This is a genomic window from Paenarthrobacter nitroguajacolicus (genome assembly GCF_007786235.1).
Taxonomy (GTDB): Bacteria; Actinomycetota; Actinomycetes; order Actinomycetales; family Micrococcaceae; genus Arthrobacter; species Arthrobacter nitroguajacolicus_A.
Genome location: NZ_VNFK01000008.1, coordinates 143,722 through 165,626 on the forward strand (window position 1 = coordinate 143,722; position 21,905 = coordinate 165,626).

Annotated in this window: 22 protein-coding genes; 11 read left to right on the forward strand and 11 right to left on the reverse strand. The window is 63.7% G+C overall.

Features of this window, described 5'->3' with window-relative positions; translation table 11 throughout:
- Nucleotides 1-126: 126 nt before the first annotated feature.
- From FQP90_RS12390 to FQP90_RS12400, 3 genes are all read right to left on the reverse strand, one after another.
- Nucleotides 127-1,083, reverse strand: a complete 957-nt coding sequence (locus FQP90_RS12390) for an NAD(P)/FAD-dependent oxidoreductase (RefSeq protein ID WP_244296747.1) — start codon at nt 1,081-1,083, stop codon at nt 127-129.
- Nucleotides 1,083-1,430, reverse strand: coding sequence for a molybdopterin oxidoreductase (locus FQP90_RS12395; protein ID WP_144650748.1), 348 nt, complete (start codon nt 1,428-1,430; stop codon nt 1,083-1,085). Before FQP90_RS12395 ends, FQP90_RS12390 begins: the two co-directional genes overlap by 1 nt.
- Before the next feature lie 137 nt (nt 1,431-1,567).
- Nucleotides 1,568-3,217 (reverse strand): ABC-F family ATP-binding cassette domain-containing protein, encoded by a 1,650-nt coding sequence (locus FQP90_RS12400; RefSeq protein ID WP_144650750.1) that lies wholly within the window; start codon nt 3,215-3,217, stop codon nt 1,568-1,570.
- Nucleotides 3,218-3,419: 202 nt separating this feature from the next.
- Here FQP90_RS12400 and FQP90_RS12405 point away from each other — a divergent pair, with 202 nt between their 5' ends.
- Genes FQP90_RS12405 through FQP90_RS12420 form a run of 4 tightly spaced genes read left to right on the forward strand, consistent with a single transcriptional unit; the run spans nt 3,420 to nt 6,595 of the window.
- On the forward strand, nt 3,420-3,929 hold the full coding sequence (locus FQP90_RS12405; protein ID WP_144650753.1) for a histidine kinase: 510 nt from the start codon (nt 3,420-3,422) through the stop codon (nt 3,927-3,929).
- Nucleotides 3,929-4,792, forward strand: coding sequence for a DUF4097 family beta strand repeat-containing protein (locus tag FQP90_RS12410; RefSeq protein ID WP_144650756.1), 864 nt, complete (start codon nt 3,929-3,931; stop codon nt 4,790-4,792). The genes FQP90_RS12405 and FQP90_RS12410 overlap by 1 nt, the downstream gene beginning before the upstream one ends.
- A gap of 43 nt (nt 4,793-4,835) precedes the next feature.
- Nucleotides 4,836-5,810 carry an ATP-binding cassette domain-containing protein gene (locus FQP90_RS12415; protein ID WP_144650759.1) on the forward strand — a complete coding sequence of 325 codons (975 nt, stop codon included), beginning with the start codon at nt 4,836-4,838 and terminating at the stop codon, nt 5,808-5,810.
- Nucleotides 5,807-6,595: an ABC transporter permease gene (locus tag FQP90_RS12420; RefSeq protein WP_144650762.1), complete on the forward strand. Its 789-nt coding sequence runs from the start codon at nt 5,807-5,809 to the stop codon at nt 6,593-6,595. The genes FQP90_RS12415 and FQP90_RS12420 overlap by 4 nt, the downstream gene beginning before the upstream one ends.
- A gap of 15 nt (nt 6,596-6,610) precedes the next feature.
- On the opposite strand, the gene FQP90_RS12425 is transcribed toward FQP90_RS12420, so the two are convergent.
- From FQP90_RS12425 to FQP90_RS12435, 3 genes are read right to left on the reverse strand one after another with little or no spacing between them, the layout of a single operon-like run.
- Complete coding sequence (locus FQP90_RS12425; protein WP_144650765.1) at nt 6,611-7,474, reverse strand: metal ABC transporter permease; 864 nt, start codon at nt 7,472-7,474, stop codon at nt 6,611-6,613.
- Between the two features lie 2 nt (nt 7,475-7,476).
- The gene (locus FQP90_RS12430) at nt 7,477-8,211 is read right to left on the reverse strand and encodes a metal ABC transporter ATP-binding protein (RefSeq protein ID WP_144650767.1); all 735 of its coding nucleotides are present in this window, start codon (nt 8,209-8,211) and stop codon (nt 7,477-7,479) included.
- Nucleotides 8,208-9,152 (reverse strand): metal ABC transporter substrate-binding protein, encoded by a 945-nt coding sequence (locus FQP90_RS12435; protein ID WP_144650770.1) that lies wholly within the window; start codon nt 9,150-9,152, stop codon nt 8,208-8,210. Before FQP90_RS12435 ends, FQP90_RS12430 begins: the two co-directional genes overlap by 4 nt.
- 51 nt (nt 9,153-9,203) lie before the next feature.
- On the opposite strand from FQP90_RS12435, the gene FQP90_RS12440 reads away from it, so the two are divergent.
- The 5 genes from FQP90_RS12440 (at nt 9,204) to FQP90_RS12460 (ending at nt 13,512) form a co-directional block, all read left to right on the forward strand.
- On the forward strand, nt 9,204-9,932 hold the full coding sequence (locus FQP90_RS12440; RefSeq protein WP_144650773.1) for a CPBP family intramembrane glutamic endopeptidase: 729 nt from the start codon (nt 9,204-9,206) through the stop codon (nt 9,930-9,932).
- A 67-nt stretch (nt 9,933-9,999) separates the two neighbouring features.
- Nucleotides 10,000-10,437, forward strand: a complete 438-nt coding sequence (locus FQP90_RS12445) for a VOC family protein (protein WP_144650776.1) — start codon at nt 10,000-10,002, stop codon at nt 10,435-10,437.
- A gap of 21 nt (nt 10,438-10,458) precedes the next feature.
- Entirely contained in the window at nt 10,459-11,421 is a 963-nt protein-coding gene (locus FQP90_RS12450; RefSeq protein ID WP_144650779.1) for a 1,4-dihydroxy-2-naphthoyl-CoA synthase, read from the forward strand.
- Nucleotides 11,422-11,430: 9 nt separating this feature from the next.
- Entirely contained in the window at nt 11,431-12,570 is a 1,140-nt protein-coding gene (locus FQP90_RS12455) for an AMP-binding protein (RefSeq protein ID WP_144650782.1), read from the forward strand.
- 60 nt (nt 12,571-12,630) lie between these two features.
- A complete protein-coding gene (locus tag FQP90_RS12460) occupies nt 12,631-13,512 on the forward strand; it encodes a 1,4-dihydroxy-2-naphthoate polyprenyltransferase (protein WP_144650785.1) in 882 nt (293 codons plus the stop codon).
- Nucleotides 13,513-13,572: 60 nt separating this feature from the next.
- Here FQP90_RS12460 and FQP90_RS12465 read toward each other — a convergent pair whose 3' ends face one another.
- Entirely contained in the window at nt 13,573-13,884 is a 312-nt protein-coding gene (locus tag FQP90_RS12465; RefSeq protein WP_144650788.1) for a DUF4229 domain-containing protein, read from the reverse strand.
- An 87-nt stretch (nt 13,885-13,971) separates the two neighbouring features.
- Between FQP90_RS12465 and FQP90_RS12470 the strand changes: the two genes are divergently transcribed.
- The gene (locus FQP90_RS12470) at nt 13,972-14,376 is read left to right on the forward strand and encodes a PLDc N-terminal domain-containing protein (protein ID WP_144650791.1); all 405 of its coding nucleotides are present in this window, start codon (nt 13,972-13,974) and stop codon (nt 14,374-14,376) included.
- 6 nt (nt 14,377-14,382) lie between these two features.
- Entirely contained in the window at nt 14,383-14,985 is a 603-nt protein-coding gene (locus FQP90_RS12475; protein WP_144650794.1) for a hypothetical protein, read from the forward strand.
- Here the strand turns inward: FQP90_RS12475 and FQP90_RS12480 are convergent.
- From FQP90_RS12480 to FQP90_RS12495, 4 genes are all read right to left on the reverse strand, one after another.
- Nucleotides 14,966-16,441, reverse strand: a complete 1,476-nt coding sequence (locus FQP90_RS12480; protein ID WP_144650797.1) for a dynamin family protein — start codon at nt 16,439-16,441, stop codon at nt 14,966-14,968. The two genes, FQP90_RS12475 and FQP90_RS12480, sit on opposite strands and share 20 nt — an antisense overlap.
- Nucleotides 16,438-18,327, reverse strand: coding sequence for a dynamin family protein (locus FQP90_RS12485; protein WP_244296748.1), 1,890 nt, complete (start codon nt 18,325-18,327; stop codon nt 16,438-16,440). The genes FQP90_RS12480 and FQP90_RS12485 overlap by 4 nt, the downstream gene beginning before the upstream one ends.
- A 130-nt stretch (nt 18,328-18,457) precedes the next feature.
- Nucleotides 18,458-19,654, reverse strand: coding sequence for an IniB N-terminal domain-containing protein (locus FQP90_RS12490; RefSeq protein ID WP_144650799.1), 1,197 nt, complete (start codon nt 19,652-19,654; stop codon nt 18,458-18,460).
- A 175-nt stretch (nt 19,655-19,829) separates the two neighbouring features.
- A complete protein-coding gene (locus FQP90_RS12495; protein WP_144650802.1) occupies nt 19,830-21,902 on the reverse strand; it encodes a LuxR C-terminal-related transcriptional regulator in 2,073 nt (690 codons plus the stop codon).
- Nucleotides 21,903-21,905 lie beyond the last annotated feature (3 nt).

A 21,905-nucleotide genomic window follows, 5' to 3' on the forward strand; every position in this document is an offset into this window, starting at 1 on the left:
AAGCAAAGCCTACAGTTGCCGGCTACCTCATCGGCTCCACTCAGCGCACGCCATCGCCCCATCATCTAGCTGTCGCGGGTCAGCATGGGCTCGAAGACGCCGGTACCGGTGAGCGTCTGGCGCTCGTTAGTGTCCCGTCCCGGCCGCGCTGGCCCATGAAGGGACATCGACGCCGGCCACCTTCAGCTTGGCGGCGTTCCGGGACCCCAAGTAAACGGAAGAGCGATCCACACCCGTGATGTGGTCGGCCACGACAGCTGCCTGATCCCACGCTGGCGCCGCAAGCCCGTAAACCTCACCGCGGTGCTGGACGCACTCCCCCAGCGCGTAGATGTCTTCTTCGTCCATGACCTGTAAGTAGTCGTCCACGACGACGGCCCGCTCCACTGCCAAACCACTCACCACCGCGACGTCGACGTTCGGCCTGATGCCGGAAGTCACCACCGCCATGTCGCAGTCAAGCTCGTTGCCGCCATGCAGCCGAACCCCACTCACCCGATCTGAGCCCAGGACCCCGGTAGCTCTGCTCCCCGAGTGGACCACAGCGACGTCCAGGCCCCTGGCCTGCAACCCCCTTGCCACCTCAAGACCGGGCACTTCGTCACCAATCACCACGGCCCTGCGGTGATGATCCTGCTGGGCGAACTGGATCATCCTGCGGGTATCGTCCATGGTCCGGAAAGTGAAGATCCCGGGCCGGAGCGTGCCACTGGGTGTGTACAGGCCTTCCATGGGTGGAAGGTGGGATCGTCCCCCGGTAGCCAAGATCAGGATGTCGTACGCCACCACCCTGCCGTCACTGGCGAAGACGTGCTTGCTGAACTTGTCCACGCGATCCACGCGGACCCCGGCGTGCAGGGTGATGTTGTTTTCCCGGTACCACGTCAAGGCATTGAGGATGATGTCCGAAGCGTTTGCCTCGCCGGAGAGCACGTGGCTAAGCATGGAGCGGTTGTAATTTCCGTAGGGTTCGTCGCCGAACATGGTGATCTCCAGCAGATCTGCCCCTCCCCGGGCGAGGATCTCTTCCACGGCCCGGGCATCAGCCATGCCGTTGCCGATCACCACCAGTCGCTGCTTCATCAGTGCTCCACCATGCCAAGATCCACCACGACAGTTCCCCGCACCCCGGGTGGCGCCACGATGAACAGCTCGATCACCGACCCGCCTTCGGTGTCTTCCACCACCCTGAGCGGAACATGAACGTCACCCTTGGCCCCGATGGGGAAGTACCGCATGGGAATACGGTCCCGCATCAGCACCACAGTGATCAGCTCCGGGCTTGAGTTGCCGCCGCGGAAGTACAACGTCTGGTTGACGACGCCGTCCGGGACAAAGTGCGATAGCTCGCTGTGAATGGGCACGGGCTTGTCCAGCCCGGTGCCTTCGAAGTGGTAGATGCCCTGCAGGAAGAGATTCTTGGCGATCACGGGAAGTCCTTTCGGCCGTCTTCCTCCCATGGTGCTCCGCCGTTGTTTCAGGGCGCGCTGCCGCATGTTTCATCCCGCAGGACAAAGCGTAACGATCGCTTTGCTAACAGCTCACACGGTGGAGCTCAGGTTGAGCCCTATAACAGTTCGCCACCCTGCATGCCGTAGCGGACCCAGGCGCCAACGGGCGCGGGACGCGCGCAACGGTCAAACCACTCACCCAGTGCGCGGTCGTGGCTGACGATCACCACCGTCCCGGCAAAGGATGCGAGCGCGGCTTCCAGTTGTTCCACCAGCACAGGCGCCAAATGGTTGGTGGGCTCATCCACGATCATGGTGTCGTAGCCGCCCAGCAGGAGGCGGGCCAGAGCCAGGCGACGTTGCTGGCCAGCGGAGAGCCCGCCAACCGGAACATGGAATTCGGCAGGACGGAACAGCCCCAACCTCAGCAAGCCTTCAGCATGCTCGTCAATGTTGCCGCCCAGTCCCGCGGCGAACGCCGGCAGCAGGCGCAGTCCCGGCCGGGCGGGGACCTCAAGTTCCTGTTGCAGGTAGCCCACTTTGCCGTTGACGGTCACGGATCCCGCGGCGGGCTCCAGGTTGCCCGTCAGCACTGACAACAGCGTGGATTTGCCGGCGCCGTTGGGGCCGGTGATGAGGACTTTCTGCCCGGTTTCCACCCTGAGGTCGGTGGGCTGGAGCCTCCCGGGCACACTGACCCTGTGGGCCTCCAACGCCGGCAGGGACGCCGCCACAGCCACGGCTCCCACCGGAGCTGCCAGCTTTAGTGGAACCGGAGGCCGGTCCACCGGGTTCTCTTCGAGCCTGCGCAGCCGCTCCTGGGCGTTGCGGACTTTGCTGGCTGCCGCGCTTTGCCACGTACCGGTTTTGAAGCCGAAGGCCATCTTGTCGTTGTCGCGCTTACGGCCGTAGCCCATACCATCGGCTACTGTGGCGGCTTGCAGGCGCTCGGCGGCCATGGCATTGAGCCATTCGTCGTATTGCTGGACCCAGCGCGCCCGTTCGGCCGCTTTCTCACGGAGGTAACCTTCATAGCCGCTGCCGTAGCGGCTCACGGACCGCCGCTCAGCGTCCACTTCGATGATGGTGGTGGCGACTTTCCTGAGCAAAACACGGTCGTGCGAGACCACCACTACAGTCCCGCGATGCGCGGCCAACCTCGACTCCAGCCAGGCGGTGCCGTTCGCGTCCAAGTGGTTGGTGGGCTCGTCCAGCAACAACGCCTCAGCGGGATCAGCGAGCAGGCAGGCGAGCGCTACCCGCTCCTGCTCGCCGCCGGACAAGGATCCAAGCGTTCGACGGCGGTCCAGGCCTCCCAGCCCCAATGTGTCCAGCGCTGCTTCCACCCGGGATTCGGCGGCGTACCCTTCGCGCAGTTGGTATTCGGTTTGCAGGCTGCCGTAGAGGTCCAGCGCCTCGGAGTCGGCATCGGCCAGGTCCCGCTCGAGTTCCGCTATTCGGTCTTCCAGCGAGCGCAGCGCACCGAGGGAGGCGTCGATGGCATCCCCCACGGTCAACGACTCAGCAAGCCCGTGCGTCTGGGCGAGGTAACCAACGCGGTAGCCGGGGTTGCCCGACAAACCCGCGGTGCCGTCGTCGGGCGTTTCCACACCGGCCATCAGGCGGAGCAGGGTGGATTTGCCGGCACCGTTCTCGCCAACAATGGCCACGTGCTCGCCGTGATGGATGACGAGGTCAACGGCATTCAAAAGTTCGCGGTCCCCGTAGCCGTGGGAAACGCCGGAAAGGTAAAGGTGGTCAGTCAAGAGGAATCCTCGCAAGTCCGCAGTGGGTGGCAGAAAGCCATGTGGGTACTGGGGATGCAGCCGAAGGTAGGGGCTGCGCTCAAGACTTCATCGGTCCAGCCTGCCCGCGAAAAGCAGGCGCGTCAAGCAGGGACACCACTTGTGGCACCATTTGTCACGAAATGCCATTGCAGTGACACCACTATGGTGTCACTATGGTGTCATGCAGCTGAACCCATATGTCACCGCAGTCCAACGCCAACTGGACACCGCCGCAGAGGCCGGTGGCCCCGAGGCACGTGCGCTCAGCGAACGCCTGACCGCAGCACTGGAATCCACCATCAGGCTGGTCCTCCTGGAGGCCCTCTCCGACGCGGCGAACGAAATCACCTTGGAGCTGGCCCCCGGCTCGGTGGAGGTCAGGCTGCGCGGCCGCGAGCCGGAATTCGTGGTGAGCAATCCCGCCACGGCCAACGACTTCGAAGCCATGACCGAACAACCAAGACAGCCCACTCCTACGGCTGAGGATCTTGACGGCACCAGCACCTCCCGCACCACGTTGCGGCTCCCCGACCACCTCAAGCAGCAAGTCGAAGATGCAGCGGGCAAAGCGGGGCTGTCCGTGAATTCGTGGCTGATCCGAGCTGTCGCAGATGCCCTCAATGGCCGGCCAGCCCAGCGGAAAGAGCGCCACGAACCCGGCGAACAGAACTTCACAGGATGGGCACGCTGATGGCAACCTTCCAGACTCCGCGACCCATCGCCGTCGTGGTTGATGTTTCCGTCCGCGCCGACATCTGGGTGGTGGCACGGGACCGCGCAGACACCGAAGTCACTGTCCAGCCACGCAAGGCCAAACGCGCCCTGGACGCCAAGATGGCTGAGCAGACCACAGTGGACTACTCGGACGGTCGCTTGCAGGTCCGGCTTCATCCCGCGATCCGCCACACGTGGTTCAGCGACGGTGGCGCCGTGGAAGTCACAGTGGAAGTTCCCGTCGGCTGCAGCCTGGAGTTGAAGTCCGGCATGGGCGATCTCCACTGCGAAGGCGAATTCAGCACCGCTGACTTGAAGACCGACTTGGGCCACATCCGCATCGACCATTGCGGCGAGCTCCGTGCCCATACGGGTATGGGGGACGTCACGGTGGAACGCGCCTCAGGACGGTCAAGGATCAAGACTGGTTCAGGCAAGATCCGCATTCGGGAAATCGACGGTGTTGCCACGATCAAGAATGGCAATGGCAGCACTTACATCGTGGACGCCGCCGGCGAGCTCAGCGTCAGCGCCGCCAATGGCGACGTCGCCCTGGAACGGGCAGGAACATCCACCATCATCAAGGCATCCAACGGTGACATCACGGTTGGCGAAGTTTCTGCAGGCACCCTCACCGTCCAAACCGCAGCGGGCACGCTGTCCATCGGCGTGCGTGAAGGCACTGCGGCCTGGCTGGACCTCAACACCAAATATGGACGGGTACGCAACGCCCTCGACGCCACCCAGGGACCGGGCGGGTCTACGGACCAAGTGGAGATCCGCGCCCGCAACGCCTACGGCGACATCAAAGTAACGCGCTCGCCCGCCCCAGTCAGCTAGGGCGGCTCCAGCGGGCGGACCCACTTCGAGCAAAGGAGCCACCATGCAAGGCACCACCCCCGCAGCCATCAGCGTGACCGGGCTATGTAAGTCATATGGGACCAAACAAGTTCTCGACGGCGTGGACCTCACCGTCCCGGCCGGCGCCATTTACGCCCTCCTTGGCCCCAACGGTGCCGGTAAGACCACCATGGTGCACATCCTCTCCACCCTCATTCGCGCTGACGGAGGCGAGGCTGCCGTGGGTGGCTTCGACGTGGTGGGACAGGCGGATGCGGTGCGCGGCAAGATCGGACTCACCGGACAATTTTCGGCCGTGGACAGCCTGCTGACGGGCGAAGAAAACCTCACCCTTATGGGCCGGCTCAGGCATTTCCCGCCGGATGACATCAAGCGCCGGACGGCGGAGCTGCTGGACCGTTTCGATCTCAAAGAGGCAGCCCGGAAGCCCCTGGCCACGTACTCCGGTGGAATGCAACGGCGCCTTGACCTGGCGATGACGCTCATGGGCGACCCCGACATCATCTTCCTGGACGAACCCACCACGGGCCTGGATCCGCGCAGCCGCCGCACCATGTGGGACATCATCCGTACCCTGGCGGCCAAGGGCGTCACTATTTTCCTGACCACCCAATATCTGGAAGAAGCCGATCAACTGGCCGACAGGATCGCTGTGCTGGACCATGGCAGGATCGTTGCCGAGGGCACTCCGGCAGAGCTGAAGCGACTGGTGCCCGGCGGTCACTTCCGCCTCACTTTCGGTGACCTGCCAGCGCTGGAGCGTGCCGCCGTCGTGCTTGAACCTCAAAGCCGCGACGACGACTCCCTCACCTTGGACGTTGCGGGCGAGGACGGCGTCCGTGCCCTGAAAGACGTGCTGGACCGATTGGAGCGGGCTTCCGTGGAGGTTGTGGACCTATCGGTCCACACTCCCAATCTCGACGACGTTTTCCTCGCCCTGACAGGCCAGGCTCCCACCAATCCAGCCTCAACCGACCGGAAGGATGTCCTGCAATGAGTTCCCTCGGCTTCGCCGCCGCCGACGCTTCCACCATGCTTCGCCGCAACCTCAAGCACGTGGTCCGCTACCCGTCCATCCCCCTGTTCGTGGCCGGGATCCCGATTGTTTTCCTGCTCCTGTTTGTGTTCGTCCTGGGTGGGACCCTGGGATCAGGCATGGGCGGGACCCGGGACGATTACATTGCGTACATCGTGCCGGGCATCCTGATGCTGGCCCTAACCGGCAGCGCGCAGGGAACGGCGATCTCGGTGGCGACGGACATGACGGAAGGGATCGTTGCCCGCTTCCGCACCATGGCGATTTCCCGCGGCGCGGTACTCACCGGACATGTGCTGGGCAGCCTCATCCAAACCATGGCCGCCGTGCTTCTGGTGGCAGCCGTGGCTGTGCTGATCGGCTTCCGCCCCATGGGATCCCCCGCAGGTTGGCTGGGTGCCTTCGGCATCCTGACACTCATCGCCTTGGCCATGACATGGCTGACCGTGGCAATGGGCATGAACGCCAAGAGCGTGGAAACTGCCAGCAACCAGCCCACGTTCCTGATGCTGATGCCGTTCCTGGGCAGCGGTTTTGTCCCCACGGACTCCATGTCGGATGGCCTGCGCTGGTTCGCCGATGTTCAGCCGTTCACGCCCTTCATCGAGAGCGTGCGCGGCATGCTGATGGGCACGCCGGTAGCCGGCTGGACCATGGTGGCGACGCTCGTTTGGTGCGCCGTCATCAGCCTTGGCGGATACTTCTGTGCGCTGTGGCTCTACAACCGGAAATCGGTGCGCGGCTGATTCGGGCCGCCACCGCTACACCGCAGCGACGGCCCGCTTCCGGCGGGCTTTGGCCAGACGCGTTCCGATGAGCCCCTGGCGCGGGCTGAACAAATACACGACGGCGAACACCACACCTTGGGTGAGCACCACCATGGCCCCCGACGCCGTGTCCAAGTAATAACTGAGGTAGATGCCTGCCATGGAGCACACCACCGAGATGACAGGGGCGATGACCAGCATCCGGGAGAACCTGTCCGTCAGAAGGTAGGCCGTGGCGCCCGGGATGATCAGCATGGCCACCACCAGCACCACGCCCACGGTCTGCAGCGCCACCACTGAGGTCAGGGCCAGCAGGCCCAGGAGCAACGCACCGAGCCTCTTGGGTGAGAGGCCGATGGCGTGGGCGTGTGTGGGATCGAAAGCGTAGAGCGTGAGGTCACGGCGCTTGAGGATCAGGATGGCGAAAGCCACTACGCCCAGGACCACCACTTGGATGAGGTCCGGAACGCTGACGCCCAGCAGGTTGCCGAAGATGATGTGGTTCAGATCCGTTTGGCTTGGCGTCACGGAGATCAGCACCAGCCCGAGCGCGAACAGCGACGTGAACACGATCCCGATCGCCGCGTCTTCCTTAACCCGGCTGGTATTCCGGACCACGCCGATCAACGTCACCGCAATCAGTGCGAAGACCAGCGCACCCAGGGCGAACGGCGCCCCTACGATGTATGCCAGCACGACGCCGGGAAGCACCGCGTGCGAGACGGCGTCACCCATGAGGGACCAGCCGATGAGGACGAGCCAGCAGCTGAGCACGGCGCAGACGACGGCGGCTATGGCGGTGGTTGCGAGGGCCCGGACCATGAAGTCGTAGGTGAGCGGTTCCAGCAGGAAGTCCACGGCTAGCCCCTGTTCATGACGTCGAGGCCGAAGGCCATGGCCAGGTTTTCTGGTTGAAGGACGGTGTCCGGACTGCCATGCATAAGTACCTTGCGCATCAGGAGCACGGCTTCGTCGCAGAGTTGCGGAAGCGCGTGGAGGTCATGGGTAGAGATGAGGATGGTGGCGCCATTGTCCGCCAGTTCGCGCAGGAGCCTGGTGATGGTTGCCTCTGAGCGCTTGTCAACGCCCGCGAATGGTTCGTCCAGCAGCATCATGGTGGCACCTTGCGCGATGCCGCGAGCCACGAAGGCCCGCTTTTTCTGTCCGCCGGACAACTGCCCGATTTGCCGGTCCGCGAACTCGCTTAGTTCCACGCGCTCCAAGGCATGGTCCACGGCTTCCCGGTCCGCCTTTCGCGGCCGGCGCGTGAAGCCGAGGTGCCCGTACCGGCCCATCATCACCACGTCGCGGACGGACAAGGGGAATGCCCAGTCGACATCCTCGCTTTGGGGGACATAGCCAATGCCGGCATCCTTGCGCATCTTCACAGGCGGTTCTCCGTTGATCAGCACACGTCCGGAATCCGGCTTAACCATGCCCATGATCACCTTGAACAGCGTGGACTTGCCTGAGCCGTTCATGCCCACGAGGCCACAGATCCGCGAGTGTTCCAAGGTCAGTGAAGCGGAGTCCAGGGCCAGGACCTCGCCATAGTGGACGGTGACGTTCTCTACAGCGATCGCGGGGGTGCTCATGATGTTCCTCCTGTGAGTGCCGTGGTGATGACCTTGGCGTCGTGGCGCATGAGGTCCAGGTAGGTGGGAACCGGCCCATCCGCCTCCGACAATGAATCGACGTAGAGAACGCCGCCGAATTTGGCGTTGGTTGCCCCGACCACTTGCTGCATGGGGGCGTCAGAGACCGTGGATTCGCAGAACACGGCCGGAACCTGGTTGTCCTTCACGAACTCGATGGCCCGGGTAATCTGCTGCGGCGTTGCTTGTTGCTCAGCGTTGACTGCCCAGATGTACACCTCCTTGAGTCCTGCATCGCGGGCGAGGTAGGAGAAGGCGCCTTCGCAGGTGACCAGGGCCCGCTGCTTTTCCGAAAGGACGGAGAGCTTGGACACCATCTCGTCCTGCACGGTTTGGAGTTGGGCGTTGTAGGCCTTGGCGTTGGCTTCAAACTCGGAGGCGTGGGCGGGATCCAACGTGGCGAACGCCTTGGCCATGTTGTCGGCGTAGATCTGGACGTTCTTGGGCGACATCCACGCGTGCGGATTGGGCTTGCCCTGATAGGAATCCTCGGCGATCGGCATGACCTCCACGCCATCGCTGACTACTGCGTGGGGCACGTCCAGGTCTTCCACGAACTGGGCGAACCACGCCTCAAGGTTGAGTCCGTTGTCCAGGATGAGGTCCGCTTGGGCGGCCTTCCGGATATCCCCAGGGGTGGGCTCATAGCCGTGGATTTCCGCGCCGGCCTTGGTGATGGACTCCACCCGGAGTTTGTCCCCGGCTACGTTCTTGGCCACGTCTGCCAGCACTGTGAATGTTGTGAGCACTACTGGCTTGTCATCACCTCCGGCGGGGGAGTTCCCGCCACAGGCGGAAACGCCCAGGGCAAGTGCAATGGCAATGAGGGCAGCAGCGAAACGGCGGACGTCTTTGGCGCGCCGAAACGAAAAGTTAGGCATACCGAAAAGTGTAACCAAGCGAGGGCGGGCCAGCAAAGCTAGGCTGGTCACATGGGCACTCTTTCCGGCACGGCACCTCTCTACCGATTCACTGCCCTCGACGCCATCGCGGTGATCGCCTACTTGGGTTTCACCGCCTACTTCACCCTGGCCGGGGAGACTGTCGAAAGACTCATGCTGCAGCTCTTCGCCAACCCGGCCACAGCGTCCTATGCCGTCAACGCGGTCTTCTATGTCGGCGTCGGAATATTTGCGCTGGCCTCAGCGTGGCGGGTGGCTGGCCGCGACCTGAAGATCCTGGGCACTCGGCCCTGGTTCACCCTGGGCATGGTTCCACTGGCCATCGTAGTGATGCTGATCCTCACGGCAATCCTGGTGGCTGCCTTCGGGACTGCCCAGAGCTCCGAAAACCAACTGGGCATTCAGGGCCTGCTGCAACAAGTGCCCGCCTGGCTCATGGTTCCCCTGCTGGTGGTCCTGGGGCCCTTCGTCGAGGAGTACTTGTTCCGTCATCTCCTGATCGGCAAGCTCTCGCGCTATGTGAACATCTGGATCTGCTGCGTGATTTCGGTGGTGGTCTTCGCATCCATCCACGTGATAGGCCGCGAAGGACTGGTGCTGTCCGCGTTGGCTCCATACCTGGGAATGGCCGTTGTGCTGGTGGCAGTTTATGTGTGGACGGGCAAGAACCTGATGTTCTCCTACTTTGTCCACGCCGCCAAGAACCTCATGGCCGTGGTCCTCATCTACGCAATCCCACCCCAGCTCCTGCCCAGCTAGGGGAACCCGGACGGAAGGTGACCGCATCACGCTACCCAGCCGCCCGCCGTCGGCATAGCGTCAGGGCATGACACTCAACATCCAGATAGCCGTCGACTGCAAGAAGCCCCACGAACTCGCCGACTGGTGGGCCGAGACACTCGAGTGGACCGTGGAACCCCAGGACGAGGCGTTCATCCGGTCCATGATCGAGCAAGGATTTGCCACCGAGGACCAGACCATCACGCACAACGGCAAGCTCGTCTGGGCCGAAGGCTGTGCGATCGTGCCCGCCGAAGACACCGATCCCAAGACGGGCCGCCGTATCCTCTTCCAGACCGATCCCAATCCCAAGACCGTCAAGAACCGGGTTCACTGGGACGTCCGACTGGATGGTCGGGACAAGGACGTGGTGCGGAAGGAACTGGAAGCGCGCGGGGCGAAGCACCTGTGGACCGCCAACCAAGGGCCGCATGAGTGGCACACCATGGCCGACCCCGAGGGCAATGAGTTCTGCATCAGCTGAGGCCATTACTAGACTCGGACTGTGAACACTGATCTTCCTGCCAAGGTTTCCGACATCTTTGACCCCTCGCGCTGGCGTGTTGTTTCCGGCTTCGACGACTTCAAGGACATGACCTACCACCGGCAGGTTGAGCGTTCATCGGACGGCACGGTCAAGGACCTTCCCACAGTCCGCATCGCCTTCAACCGTCCCGAAGTTCGCAACGCGTTCCGTCCCGGCACCGTCGATGAGCTCTACCGGGCCATGGACCACGCGCGCATGACGCCGGACGTCGCCACCGTGCTCCTCACCGGCAACGGGCCCTCCGAGAAGGACGGCGGGCACTCGTTCTGCTCCGGTGGCGACCAGCGGATCCGGGGCCGTGATGGTTACAGGTACGCAGTAGAAGACGCCCCAGGAGACTCTGCGGAATTTATAGACCCCGCCCGCGCCGGTCGCCTCCACATCCTTGAAGTCCAGCGGCTCATGCGGACCATGCCCAAGGTAGTCATCGCAGTCGTCAACGGCTGGGCAGCAGGCGGCGGCCACTCACTGCACGTCGTCAGCGACCTCACCATCGCCTCCCGCGAGCACGGCAAGTTCAAGCAAACGGACGCGACGGTAGGAAGTTTCGACGCCGGATACGGCTCCGCGCTGCTGGCCCGCCAGATCGGGCAGAAAGCGGCGCGGGAGATCTTCTTCCTTGCCCGCGAATACTCGGCCGAGGATATGGTCCGCATGGGTGCCGTCAACGAGGCCGTGGACCACGAACGCCTCGAAGAAGTCGCCCTGGAGTACGCCGCCGACATCGCCCGCCAATCCCCGCAGGCCATCCGTATGCTCAAGTTCGCCTTCAACCTGGCCGATGATGGACTGGCCGGTCAACAGGTCTTCGCCGGCGAAGCCACCCGCCTGGCCTACATGACCGATGAGGCCGTGGAGGGCAAGGAAGCGTTCCTCCAGAAGCGCGACCCCGACTGGTCCAACTTTCCCTACTATTTCTAGGACTCCTCCGTGGACATCGATCCCGTACTGAAAGCCCTGATGGCTGCCCTCCACGGCGAGGGCCCCGCCGTCGAAATCGTCCTGGATGATAACGGCGAGCCACGGGCGGTCCCGGTAGAGACCGGCGTCGAAGAGGCGGCCGTGGTGGTCCGTACCTCCGGTTCCACTGGGACGCCCAAAGCCACGGTCCTGACCGTCGACGCCCTCGCGGCGTCTTCCGTGTCCACCGCCATGGCGCTGCGCGGCGAAGGCCAGTGGCTGCTCGCGCTCCCCCTGCAGTACGTGGCGGGCATCCAGGTCCTGGTCCGCTCGCTCTACGCGGGAACCCGGCCGTGGGTGATGGACCAGACCAACGGTTTCACTCCGGAGGCGTTCACAGCCGCAGCCGAGGAACTGACGGACAAGATCCGGTTCACGTCGCTGGTACCCACGCAATTGCAACGGCTCCTGGACTCCCCCGCGCCCGAAACCCTCGCCGTGCTGCGCCGCTTCAACGCCATCCTGCTGGGCGGCGCACCAGCATCGCCCGACCTCCTGGCAGCCGCCCATGCGGAGGGACTGAAGGTGGTCACCACCTACGGCTCAGCCGAAACGTGCGGCGGGTGCGTGTACGACGGCGACCCGCTGGACGGCGTCGAAGTCCGCATCGGTGACGGCGAACTGGAAGGCCGCGTCCTGCTGGGTGGCGACACTGTTGCTGCCGGGTACCTGGACGCTGCCCGCGCGTCAAAAGCTGCGTTCTTCGAGGAGGACGGCGTCCGCTGGTACATCACCGGGGACCTCGGTGAGCTGTCCGACGACGGCAAGCTCACCGTCCTTGGCCGCGCCGACGACGTCATCATCACCGGCGGCGTCAAGGCTTCCGCTGCGTACATCCAAAGCAAGCTTGAAGAGCTCGACGGCGTCACCGCGGCTTTCGTGGCCGGCGTTCCGTCCCGCGAGTGGGGCCAAGCCGTTGCGGCTTATGTGGCCGTGACCGACCCCAGCCCGGAAGGCATCAAGGGTTTCACGGCCCGCCGAGAGGCCGCACTGGGTGTTTTGGCGCCCAAGACCGTGCTCTCTGAGAAGGAATTGCTCATGCTGCCCAACGGAAAACCGGACCGGCTGGCCATGATTGACCTGCTTTCCACCCTGCATCAGGGACAATAGACACGTTCTCCCCTCCCGAACCTGACTAAGATCAAACGCGAAATACACGAGGTACTACACGTGGCGACAGCTGCACAATGGATTCAAGGAGCCCGGCTCCGCACACTGCCCGCGGCCATCGCGCCCGTCCTGATCGGTTCGGCAGCGGCGTACGAGCTCCAAGCGTTCAGGTTGCCGAACGCGATCCTGGCTGCACTGGTGGCGTTGCTGCTCCAAATCGGCGTCAACTACGCCAACGACTACTCCGACGGCATCCGCGGTACCGACGAAGACCGCGTGGGACCGTTGCGACTGGTCGGGTCCGGTGCAGCTAAGCCGGAGCAGGTGAAGTGGGCTGCGTTTGCATTGTTCGGAGCGGCCATGGTCTGTGGCCTCATCCTGGTGATCATCACCCAGACGTGGTGGCTGATCCTGGTGGGCATCGGCTGTGTCCTGGCGGCCTGGGGTTACACGGGCGGCAAGAACCCTTACGGTTACATGGGCTTGGGCGACGTCTTTGTCTTCGTCTTCTTTGGACTGGTGGCCACGCTCGGCACCACCTATACGCAGGCCGGTCAGGTGAGCCTGGCGGCGGTCATTGGCGCCATTGGTACAGGGCTGATCGCCTGCGCCCTGCTGATGGCCAACAATGTCAGGGACATTCCCACGGACACGGCTGCTGGAAAACGGACCCTGGCAGTGCGGCTCGGAGACCGGCACGCCCGCGAGAGCTACGTGCTGATGCTGGCCGTCGCCATCCTGCTGGTGATCGTCCTGGCACCCACCAAGCCGTGGATGCTGATCGTCCTGCTGCTGATCCCCGCGTGCCTGATGCCGGCTTGGCTCATGGTGAACGGCAAGAAGCGCAAGAGCCTCATTCCGGTGCTCAAGCAAACCGGCCTGATCAACCTCGGCTACAGCCTGCTTTTCTCGCTGGGCCTGATCCTGAGCCACGGCTTCTAAACTTCACAACAGCGAACGCCCCTCAGAAATGTTCTGGGGGGCGTTCGCTGGTTAACATCCTTAGGCTTTGCCCGGACGCTTGTCGTTGTTGACGGCGATATCCGGGTTCTTCTCCACCAAGCCATCCTCCGCAGCGGCGTCTTCAACCTCGCCGGCGGTCCGGATGGGCTTGGCCCGCCCGGAGAAGCGCTCGCGCATGGCAGCCGTGGCGGCGTCGCGCTGTTTCTGGAAGAACAGGTAGCTGATGGCGAAGGCCATGAGTCCTGCGAAGATGGCCGCAGGCAGCAGACCCACCTGCAAGAGAGCGAAGATAATGAACAACGGCACGAACAGCGCCAGACGGATGAGGGAATACTTCAGGAAAGCCACCATCCAAGTTTAGCCGCCCGGATGGTTGCACTCTGATCACGGCCGCAAGAGGGCATCCGGTGAATGCTCTCCGGCGACTAGACTTGGTGCATGCCCCGCGTTATAGGTGTCGTCGTAGTCCTGGTCATCTTCGTCTATGCCCTGGTGGATGTCATCCGCACGGACCGTCACCAAACCCGCGGTATTTCCAAAACCGCGTGGATCATTGTGATGATCCTCTTGCCGTTGCTGGGCGCCATCCTTTGGTTCATCTTCGGACGCCCCTATGGCCGGCCCACGGCCCAGCCAATCCGCCGCCATCCCACCGCCCCGGACGACGACCCCGAGTTCCTCCGCAACTTGGAAATTCGCCGACGCCAGCAGGCGGAGGATGAGCGCTTGAAGAAGCTTAAAGCCGAACACGATGCCAAGGAACGCGACGGCAAGTCTTCCGACGGCACAGGCGAAGCCAAGCGTGGCGAGCCGGACCCTCACGATACCGACGAGCTGAAGTAGGCAAACATGGCCCAGCAAGCTGATGGTTCCCGGCAGTCACCTTCCTCAACACCATCAGCCAGCGGGCCAGCCATGCCCCCCGCACCACCGCCCCGCCCCGGGATGTCCCTGTCCTCACCGCCGCCCATAGCCGCCGTGGTCAGGCCGCCGGGTCCTGCACGCCTGTCCCGGTCCTTGTGGGTGGCGAGCTTCGTGGCAGGGATCGCCGTGGTGGTCACTGGTTTCCTGGGCCGTGACGCCCAGTTTGAACGCCTCAAGGGCGTCCTGGGAACCATGGTTCCCGACGGCGGCGCCGAGGCAGTCGAGGGCACCACCGCCGTCGTATTCCTGGGAAGCCTCGCCATGCTTGCCCTGGTGGTGGCGATGGAAGCCGTCCTGCTGGCGGTGCTCTTCAAACGCCGGCTATGGGCTCGGTGGGCCTTGGCTCCGTTGGTGCTCCTGCATGCTGTGGTCACCGTGATCACCGCGGACTTCGTGGTGGCTCCAGGGGCCGACGGAGTTTTGGCAATTGCGCTGCTGGCGGCCCAATTCATCCTTGCCGCGGCCGGATTGATCCTGCTGTTCCTCCCGTCAACCACCACCTGGTTGCTCAGCGAGCGGCGGGCATAGCTGCCAACATCCCTTCGCAACTGCGAAGGACCACCCGGCAGGCGTCCAGCGCCGTCGGCTCAGTCAGCGGGTTTTCTGCGATCAACCGCCAACGGTTCAGCGCGCTCCGCGCCGCGTCGCTAATGTCGACGGGACCAGCTTCCGGTGCCAAGCCAAGCCGCAGGGCTGGGCCGCTGCCGCGTCCACCCACCAAGCGTTCGGCTTCCGCCTCCCGTTCTTCACCCAGCCCAACGCCACCTGTGCGCAGCGTCGCCAGGAGCTTCAACTCCCTGAACTCATGGGCACCGGCTTGAAGCCGCTCCAACGCCGCTTCCAGCGGTGCGGTGCGCTCCTTGGGTGAGTCGCGCAGCAATGACTCCAAACCAACGACGGCGGCCCGTGCCTTGAGCGCGCCAGCCCGCGATTGAAAGAGGTACCCCACGGTGTCGAGCAGTACGCCCAAGCCGCTGCGCCGTGCGAGATCGTGGGCCAACTCAGTGGGATTGTTGGTTCCGCCCCGGATCAGGGCAACGCCAAGGCGGATCCCGAACAGTCCGAACCTTTGGACCAAGGAGGCTTTGGTGGCGGGGTCGAGTCCTGCAGGCTCCGTGATTCGCACAAAACGGTCTGCGGACAGCATCATGCGTTCCCGCTGGTTCCTGTCCAGCTGTGCCAACAGCATCAACGCCTCAAAATCCGATTGGCGCATGGTCCGTGAGCTTTGCGCCAACAGTCCGGCTACGGGGACTACACCCAGTGCGAGGGGCTTGAGGTTCTGGTCCCGGCTGTACCTGTCGGCGATGACGGCCGCGGAGATCAGGGAATCGATCCTTCCGGCACCGATCTCGTCCGCTCTGCAGAGGACGGCCAAGGCGTTCACGGTACCGGATTGCCCCGCGGCGGTGTCTTTGAAGGACTCCAGGAAGCGAACGTCGGAAGCGTGCAGGTGTCGCATGAGGTAGATGACGGCGTCTGCCGCCGCGGGAGCATCTTCCGGGAGGAGGAATGCCGTGGACCGGCTGGACACGTCCTGCGACAACGAGGCAATGCCAGGGGTATCGATCAGCGTGAGGTCACGCAGGCCGGCCGATGGCCAATCAACAACGAGCCGCTCCACGTCCCGTGCTTGGTATCCCCCCAAGGAAAACACCAAGCGGCCGTTCTCGCGGGTCACCGGCAGCGACTGCGGCCCGCCCACGAAGGGATAGAGCGTAATGCGGGACGTGTGCCCATACCGATACCACGTGACGATCCTGGTGCACTCCCCAGCATCGGTGGGTGCTATTTCCTCCCCGATGATCGCGTTGAGGAGGGTCGACTTGCCGGCCTTGACCATGCCCGCCACGGCAATGCGGAGCGGCCCCGCAAGCCTGTCGTCGAGCTCGTCCAGCACGGCCAGCGCTGCAGCATCGTCCTGGAAGACGTCCCTTGCCTGCCGGAGCAGGTCTGAGGCTCCGGCGATGCCTGCCTCAGTCATCCCGCCGGTACCGCCGATTGCGTGGTGGGCGCACCTTTTTGCGCCGGTGGAACGTCCTGCAGTTGCTGCGCGGCCTTGCCCAGCGCGTCCACGGACTTGAGTTGGCTTCGTATCTCCTTGATCCTCAGGTCCCGTTCCACGGCATACGTCGCTGCAGCCTTCTGGGCGGCAGCCACGGATTCCGTGAGGGAGCGGTGATGCTCTTCGGCGATCTCGGTGAAGTGGTCACGTGTGGCGCGCTGGACCATCCGCAGCCTGTCTTTGAGTTGCTTTCCCACCTGGAACACCACGTCATCCACCTGTTTGCGGACCAGGACCTTAGCCTCCGCCTGACGCCGCTTCAACCGGGCTTCCTGTTCCTCCCTGTAGGCCTTCCTGCCCAGTAGGAGCCCCGCACCCACAGACAGGGGGTTGATGAGGGCCATTCCAAAAATACCGGTCAGGAGGCCGAACATCAGGACTCCACCGTAGGACCCTCGCATGCCAATCAGCACCTTCTGCAATGGACCCAGTCGCCCGTCCTCCATGCCCTGCAGATCGGCCACCGGGTCCAGCACCCCTCCCGTGTCGGCCACATTCAGTGCCGGAAGGGCAACCTCTTCCTCAGAGAAATGCTCCGCAACCTGGCCGGCCAACCATTGGGACCGCTCGCTTGTCCATACGAACGTTTCGGACACTGCCGCGGCTGTGCTCTGTTCCAGCCACTGGGTGAACTGTTCCCAGGCCGGGCCGGGGTCGCCGTTGTCTATGGCTGTTTCGGCTTCGCGTTGGATCCGGCGAAGCCTGTCCTTCAAGTCGTATTCCATGTCTGCTATGAGGTCTCCGATGCCGTCGTTGAGGGTGATCTGCCATCGGGCGGAACGCTTGCGGAGGGCATCGGCGTCCTCCTTCGCAGCCTTAAGGCCCGCGATCATTTGCGGGGTTCCCTCGGGATTCTCCAAGGCTCCGAGCTCCGATTGCAGGGCCAGGCTCAGGTGCTCCGTCACAGACAGGATGTCGTGGCCAACGGAGCGTCGCTGAATCCGTGCGGCACCGCCCACCACTGTGTTCCGCAGGTACCCGATCAATGCGGGAAAGCCGGATTCTTCGTTGAGTTCGGTGTCCTGGAGCCGCGCTGCCTGGAGCCGCAGCTCGGAGGAGACCGGAAACAACGGCACCTCCGGCGCCACATCGGCCAGGTGCCGCTTATCCAGATCCGCGATCTGCCGCCAACTCGGATAGAGATCGGTTTTGGACAGCACGCAGACAACGTTGGGACTGACGCGCATGGCCTGGCCAAGGAATCGCATTTCCGGTTCGGTGTATTCCTGGGAAGCGTCGGAGACGAACACCATTGCGTGCGCTGAGGGCAGTGCCGTCAGGGTGGTCAGGGTGTGCGTTGAACCCAGGCCGCCAACGCCTGGAGAGTCCACAATGGACAATCCGCCTGCGAGCAGCTTTCGCGGGAGCGAGACTTCGGCCGCCACGATGTTTTTCGTATTTCCCGGATTACCCTTCTCCGACACATACTCCGCGAGGTCGTCCAGTTGGACGGGTTGCCGTTCAAGCCCGGCTTCGGCTCCAGCGACGTCACCTTCCACCCCGCCATCGGCCCGGTTTCCGTCCTGGCCGGGAACCAGGACTACGGCCGACGCCGGGTCCCCCTGCCGTACGACCGTGGGCACGGAGGTGGCAATGTCGTCATCCACCGGGCACACTGGGGCGTTGACCAGGGCATTGATGAGCTGGCTCTTGCCTTGCTTGAACTCTCCCACCACGATCACGCGGACGCTGGGATCCTGCAGGCGCTTGAGGGTGTTCTCCAACCGCCGCCTCAGGTCGTTCCTCTCCCCCACCAAGGCCATGGCCTGCTGCACCAACGTGGTCATGTTTACTGGTTCCGCCACGGTCTGTCCTTTGCTCGCTGCCGGTGTGCTTCCGGGAGGCCACGAAGTGCCCGACAAACGGTTTTCCGCCTGCCGGGCACTGCTGGGGTGTCGCGTCGTAGATCGCTACGCCATCTGGAACACGGTGTTCCTAGTCGATGTCCACGTCGTTCTTGGCCACGACGATCGAATCGTCAATGTCGTTGTATTCGACATCAACATCGAGCTCGTTGTCGGCAATGACGGTGTTGTCCTCCACGTTGGTGTAGTCCACATCCAACTCGTTGTCCTGGATAACCGTGGAATCGTAGTTGACCTGCACGTCTTCGACGTCGATTTCCTTGGAGTTGTCGATTTCCAGTTCGTTGTCCTGGACCACGATGGACTCGTTGATGAGCTGAACGTCCTCGACGTCCACGTCAGTGGAGTTGTCGTTGAACGAGTCGGCCACGTTGACGGAGTTGTCCGAATTATCCGAGTTGTCCGAATTGTCCACCGAGTTGTCATTGAACGAATCCGAAACATTGACGGAGTTGTCCGAGTTGTCGGTGTTGGTGGAGTTGTCTTCGTTGAAGGAGTCCTCGATGTCGACGTCAACGTCAACGTCCGTGTTGTAGGAGTCGTCCGTGTTGTAGGAGTCCTTGGTCACCGAGTGATCGTCGTTGAACGAATCCTTGACCTCGATGTCGGTGTTGCCAATTTCGACGTCCCCATCGCCCGACTCGTTGACGTTCACCGAGTTGTCCGTTGAGTGGTCATCGTTGTTGGTGGTGGTTGTGTTGCCGGAGTCCTTGACGTCGTCGCCGGCAGCGATGGCTCCGTCACCGGAGGCAACAACTGCGTCCTGGTTGAAGAGCTGCGTGACATCACCGTCGGCCCAGATATTCTGGTTGACCGACTGATCGGTGATGGTGTCCCGGTCGTCGATGTTGGTGGTGTAGGAGTAGTTGTTCACCACGTGCACCAGTTGCTGAACAGCGTGAGCGTGGTCGTCCCAATCACCACCGCCGCCACCGCCACCGCCATGGCCGTGATCGTCGTCGTCATCATGGCCGTCCCAGCCACCGCCGCCACCGCCGTGGCCATGATCGTCATCGGGACGTCCACCGCCGCCAGTGGAGCCGTGATTGCCGCCGGTGTTGTATTCCCGGTCAAACGACGAACGTGCGTTGATGGGTGCATAGTCCAGGACCACCGGACGAGCTGCGTCGACGTCTGCCGAGGAAACGTCCCGGAGTCCAGCTGCGGCGAGGGCCGCTTCCGGATCACGCACGAAATCTTCGGCTGCGTCAGGATCGTTGAACAGGCTCATCAGGAACTGCACGAGCTGTTGTGCGAGTGTAGGCATTGGATTGCTCCCTCAAATTCTGTGATGGATGGTAAATGGCCCGGCGCCTTTGCCGGGCTCCCATTCAACGTATTGCCGGGCCTCCGGACCGGGCATCGGGGGTGGCCCCCCTACCGTCCGCCCGGTGGTTAGGGGGTGCCGGGGGTTTCCGTTAGGGGGTGGAGGGGATTGCGACTCACGGGGGTGGGTACCCATCCCCCAAGGCAAGGCGCAGGCGGACCAGCAGTTCTGAGCGGTTCTCTGCCCCCAGGCGCCGCCGCATCCGTGCCACATGGTGCTCCGCCGTCCGGGGGGAGATGTAAATGGCTTCCCCTATCTCCCTATACGTCTTGCCCTCCAGGAGCAGCCGCCCCACCTCACGTTCCCGGGCACTGAGCCCCGACGGTTCGGGACCCCCGGCGTTTTCGGCAAGCACCGGCCCCTGTCCTGCCGCGAGTGAATCTTCCACCCGCTCGGAAATTCCTGCCATCGGGGCAGCGGCTTGCGGATGGATGTCCCTGGCACATGCCAGCAGCCTCACCATGTCGCGCCGCTCGTCAGCATGCGCGGCGGCATGACCCGCCAAGCGTGCCCCTTCCCACGGCATTCCGACGGCGGCCAACCCACGGGCCGCTGTTTCGACGTCGGACGCTTCAAACCTGCCGGCCAGCACGGAAACCCACGCCTTGCCGCCCGCGGCGAGGACGGATGCCAGATGGCTGCGCTCGGAGGCACGGACCAGCGCGGCAGCGTGCGGGGCAAGCTCCGCGGGGCTTTCACTGAGCAGGGCAGCCTGCACCGCCGCCCAGTGCAAGGACACCGACCAAAACGGCGGATTTCCCAGCCGTCCCAACAGGTCCCAGACACCGTCAATGTAATGGGAAACATGGCGGGTTTCCCGCAGTCGCGCCGCCGTAATCATCAGTTCGCCCCAAGGCAGGAGACTGTAAAGATCCACAGCCACGTGCATCATGGCTTCACGGGCCCGATCCCACGCAAGCACCAGTTCGTGGACTTCGCCGCCGCGGCGGGCCAGGCCTACATCCAAGGCGGCCAACAGGAACGCATCCCGCGGCGCCAGGGACCAATGGTTGGCCTTCACGGCCTCGTTGATAGCCAACCGTGCTTCGTCGGGATTGTCCTGCTGCATCCCGGACCATGCCTGCAGGAGGAACAGTCTGGGGCGGGAAGCATCCCCGCCCTGCCCTGACGCCAACGCAGCTTTGAGCACGCTCTCCGCTACGGCGGGCTCGCCATGGTGAAGGGCGCACAAGGCAGCCAAGGCAGCGGGGGTCTCGGGCATGGGTATCGGTGCGCCTGCCGCGTTCATCATGTCCGAGGCCCTGATGAGTTCCGGCAGCGCCAGTTGCGGTGCGTCTCCCAGGGTCCGACGAAGCCCTTCCTGGGTGAGTGATAATGCCACCGCCAGGAGCGTGGGCGAACCGGCCGGAGTCTGGGCTGCCAAGAGTTCTTCCGCTGCAGCCGCGTTGCCTGAACCAATCATGGCCACCGCAGCCAACGGGGCCGAACCCTCTATTCTGTCCGGTCCCAACCATTTATAGGTATCCGCGCCGCGGGACAGCATTCCGCGCTGGGCCCACACAGCAGCTGCCACATCCACACCCAGGCGAAGCTCCGGTGGCTCAGGCAGGGCAAGGAGCCGGTCCACCAACCTGCCGGCTGCGTCCAAATCACCAGTGGCCGCTGCCGCCTGGGCGCGCCTTGCCGCATTGGCGAGATCCTCTCCGCCCGCCATGACTGCTTCGGCGTAGAGATCCGCCGCCATCCGCGGGTCCGCTTCCAAGATCTTGTCCGCTGACCGCTCCAGCTCGTCGGCAACACGGGAATCCTGCAGCCCGCTCCGGGCGAGGTCCCGGGCCAGGTCACCCAGGGATCGGCCCTCTTCCAGGACTTTGTCCACCAGTTCCCTCTGCAGTGCATGGATTCGACGCACCGGAGTGCCGTTCAGCAAGGCATATTGGGCGGTCCCAACCACAGTTCCGTCCGGTAACAACAGACCTGCGTCCTTGGCTGAGGCGATCATCGAGTCCAGCCCGTCATGTTCTGCCAAAGCCGCAGGCAGCGGCGCCGGAATGGTGAAACCCACGGACAGGGCAAGAAGCAGTTCGCGGACCGCCGCGGAATCACCCATCGATTCCGGGGCCGTGGCCCGGCGGGAATCTGCCGGATCCCCAGGGTCGGCTTCCTTCAGCGGGTGATCGTCGGCACCGGACGGCGACTGCCCGGGCTTATGGCCATGTCCCGTCATGGG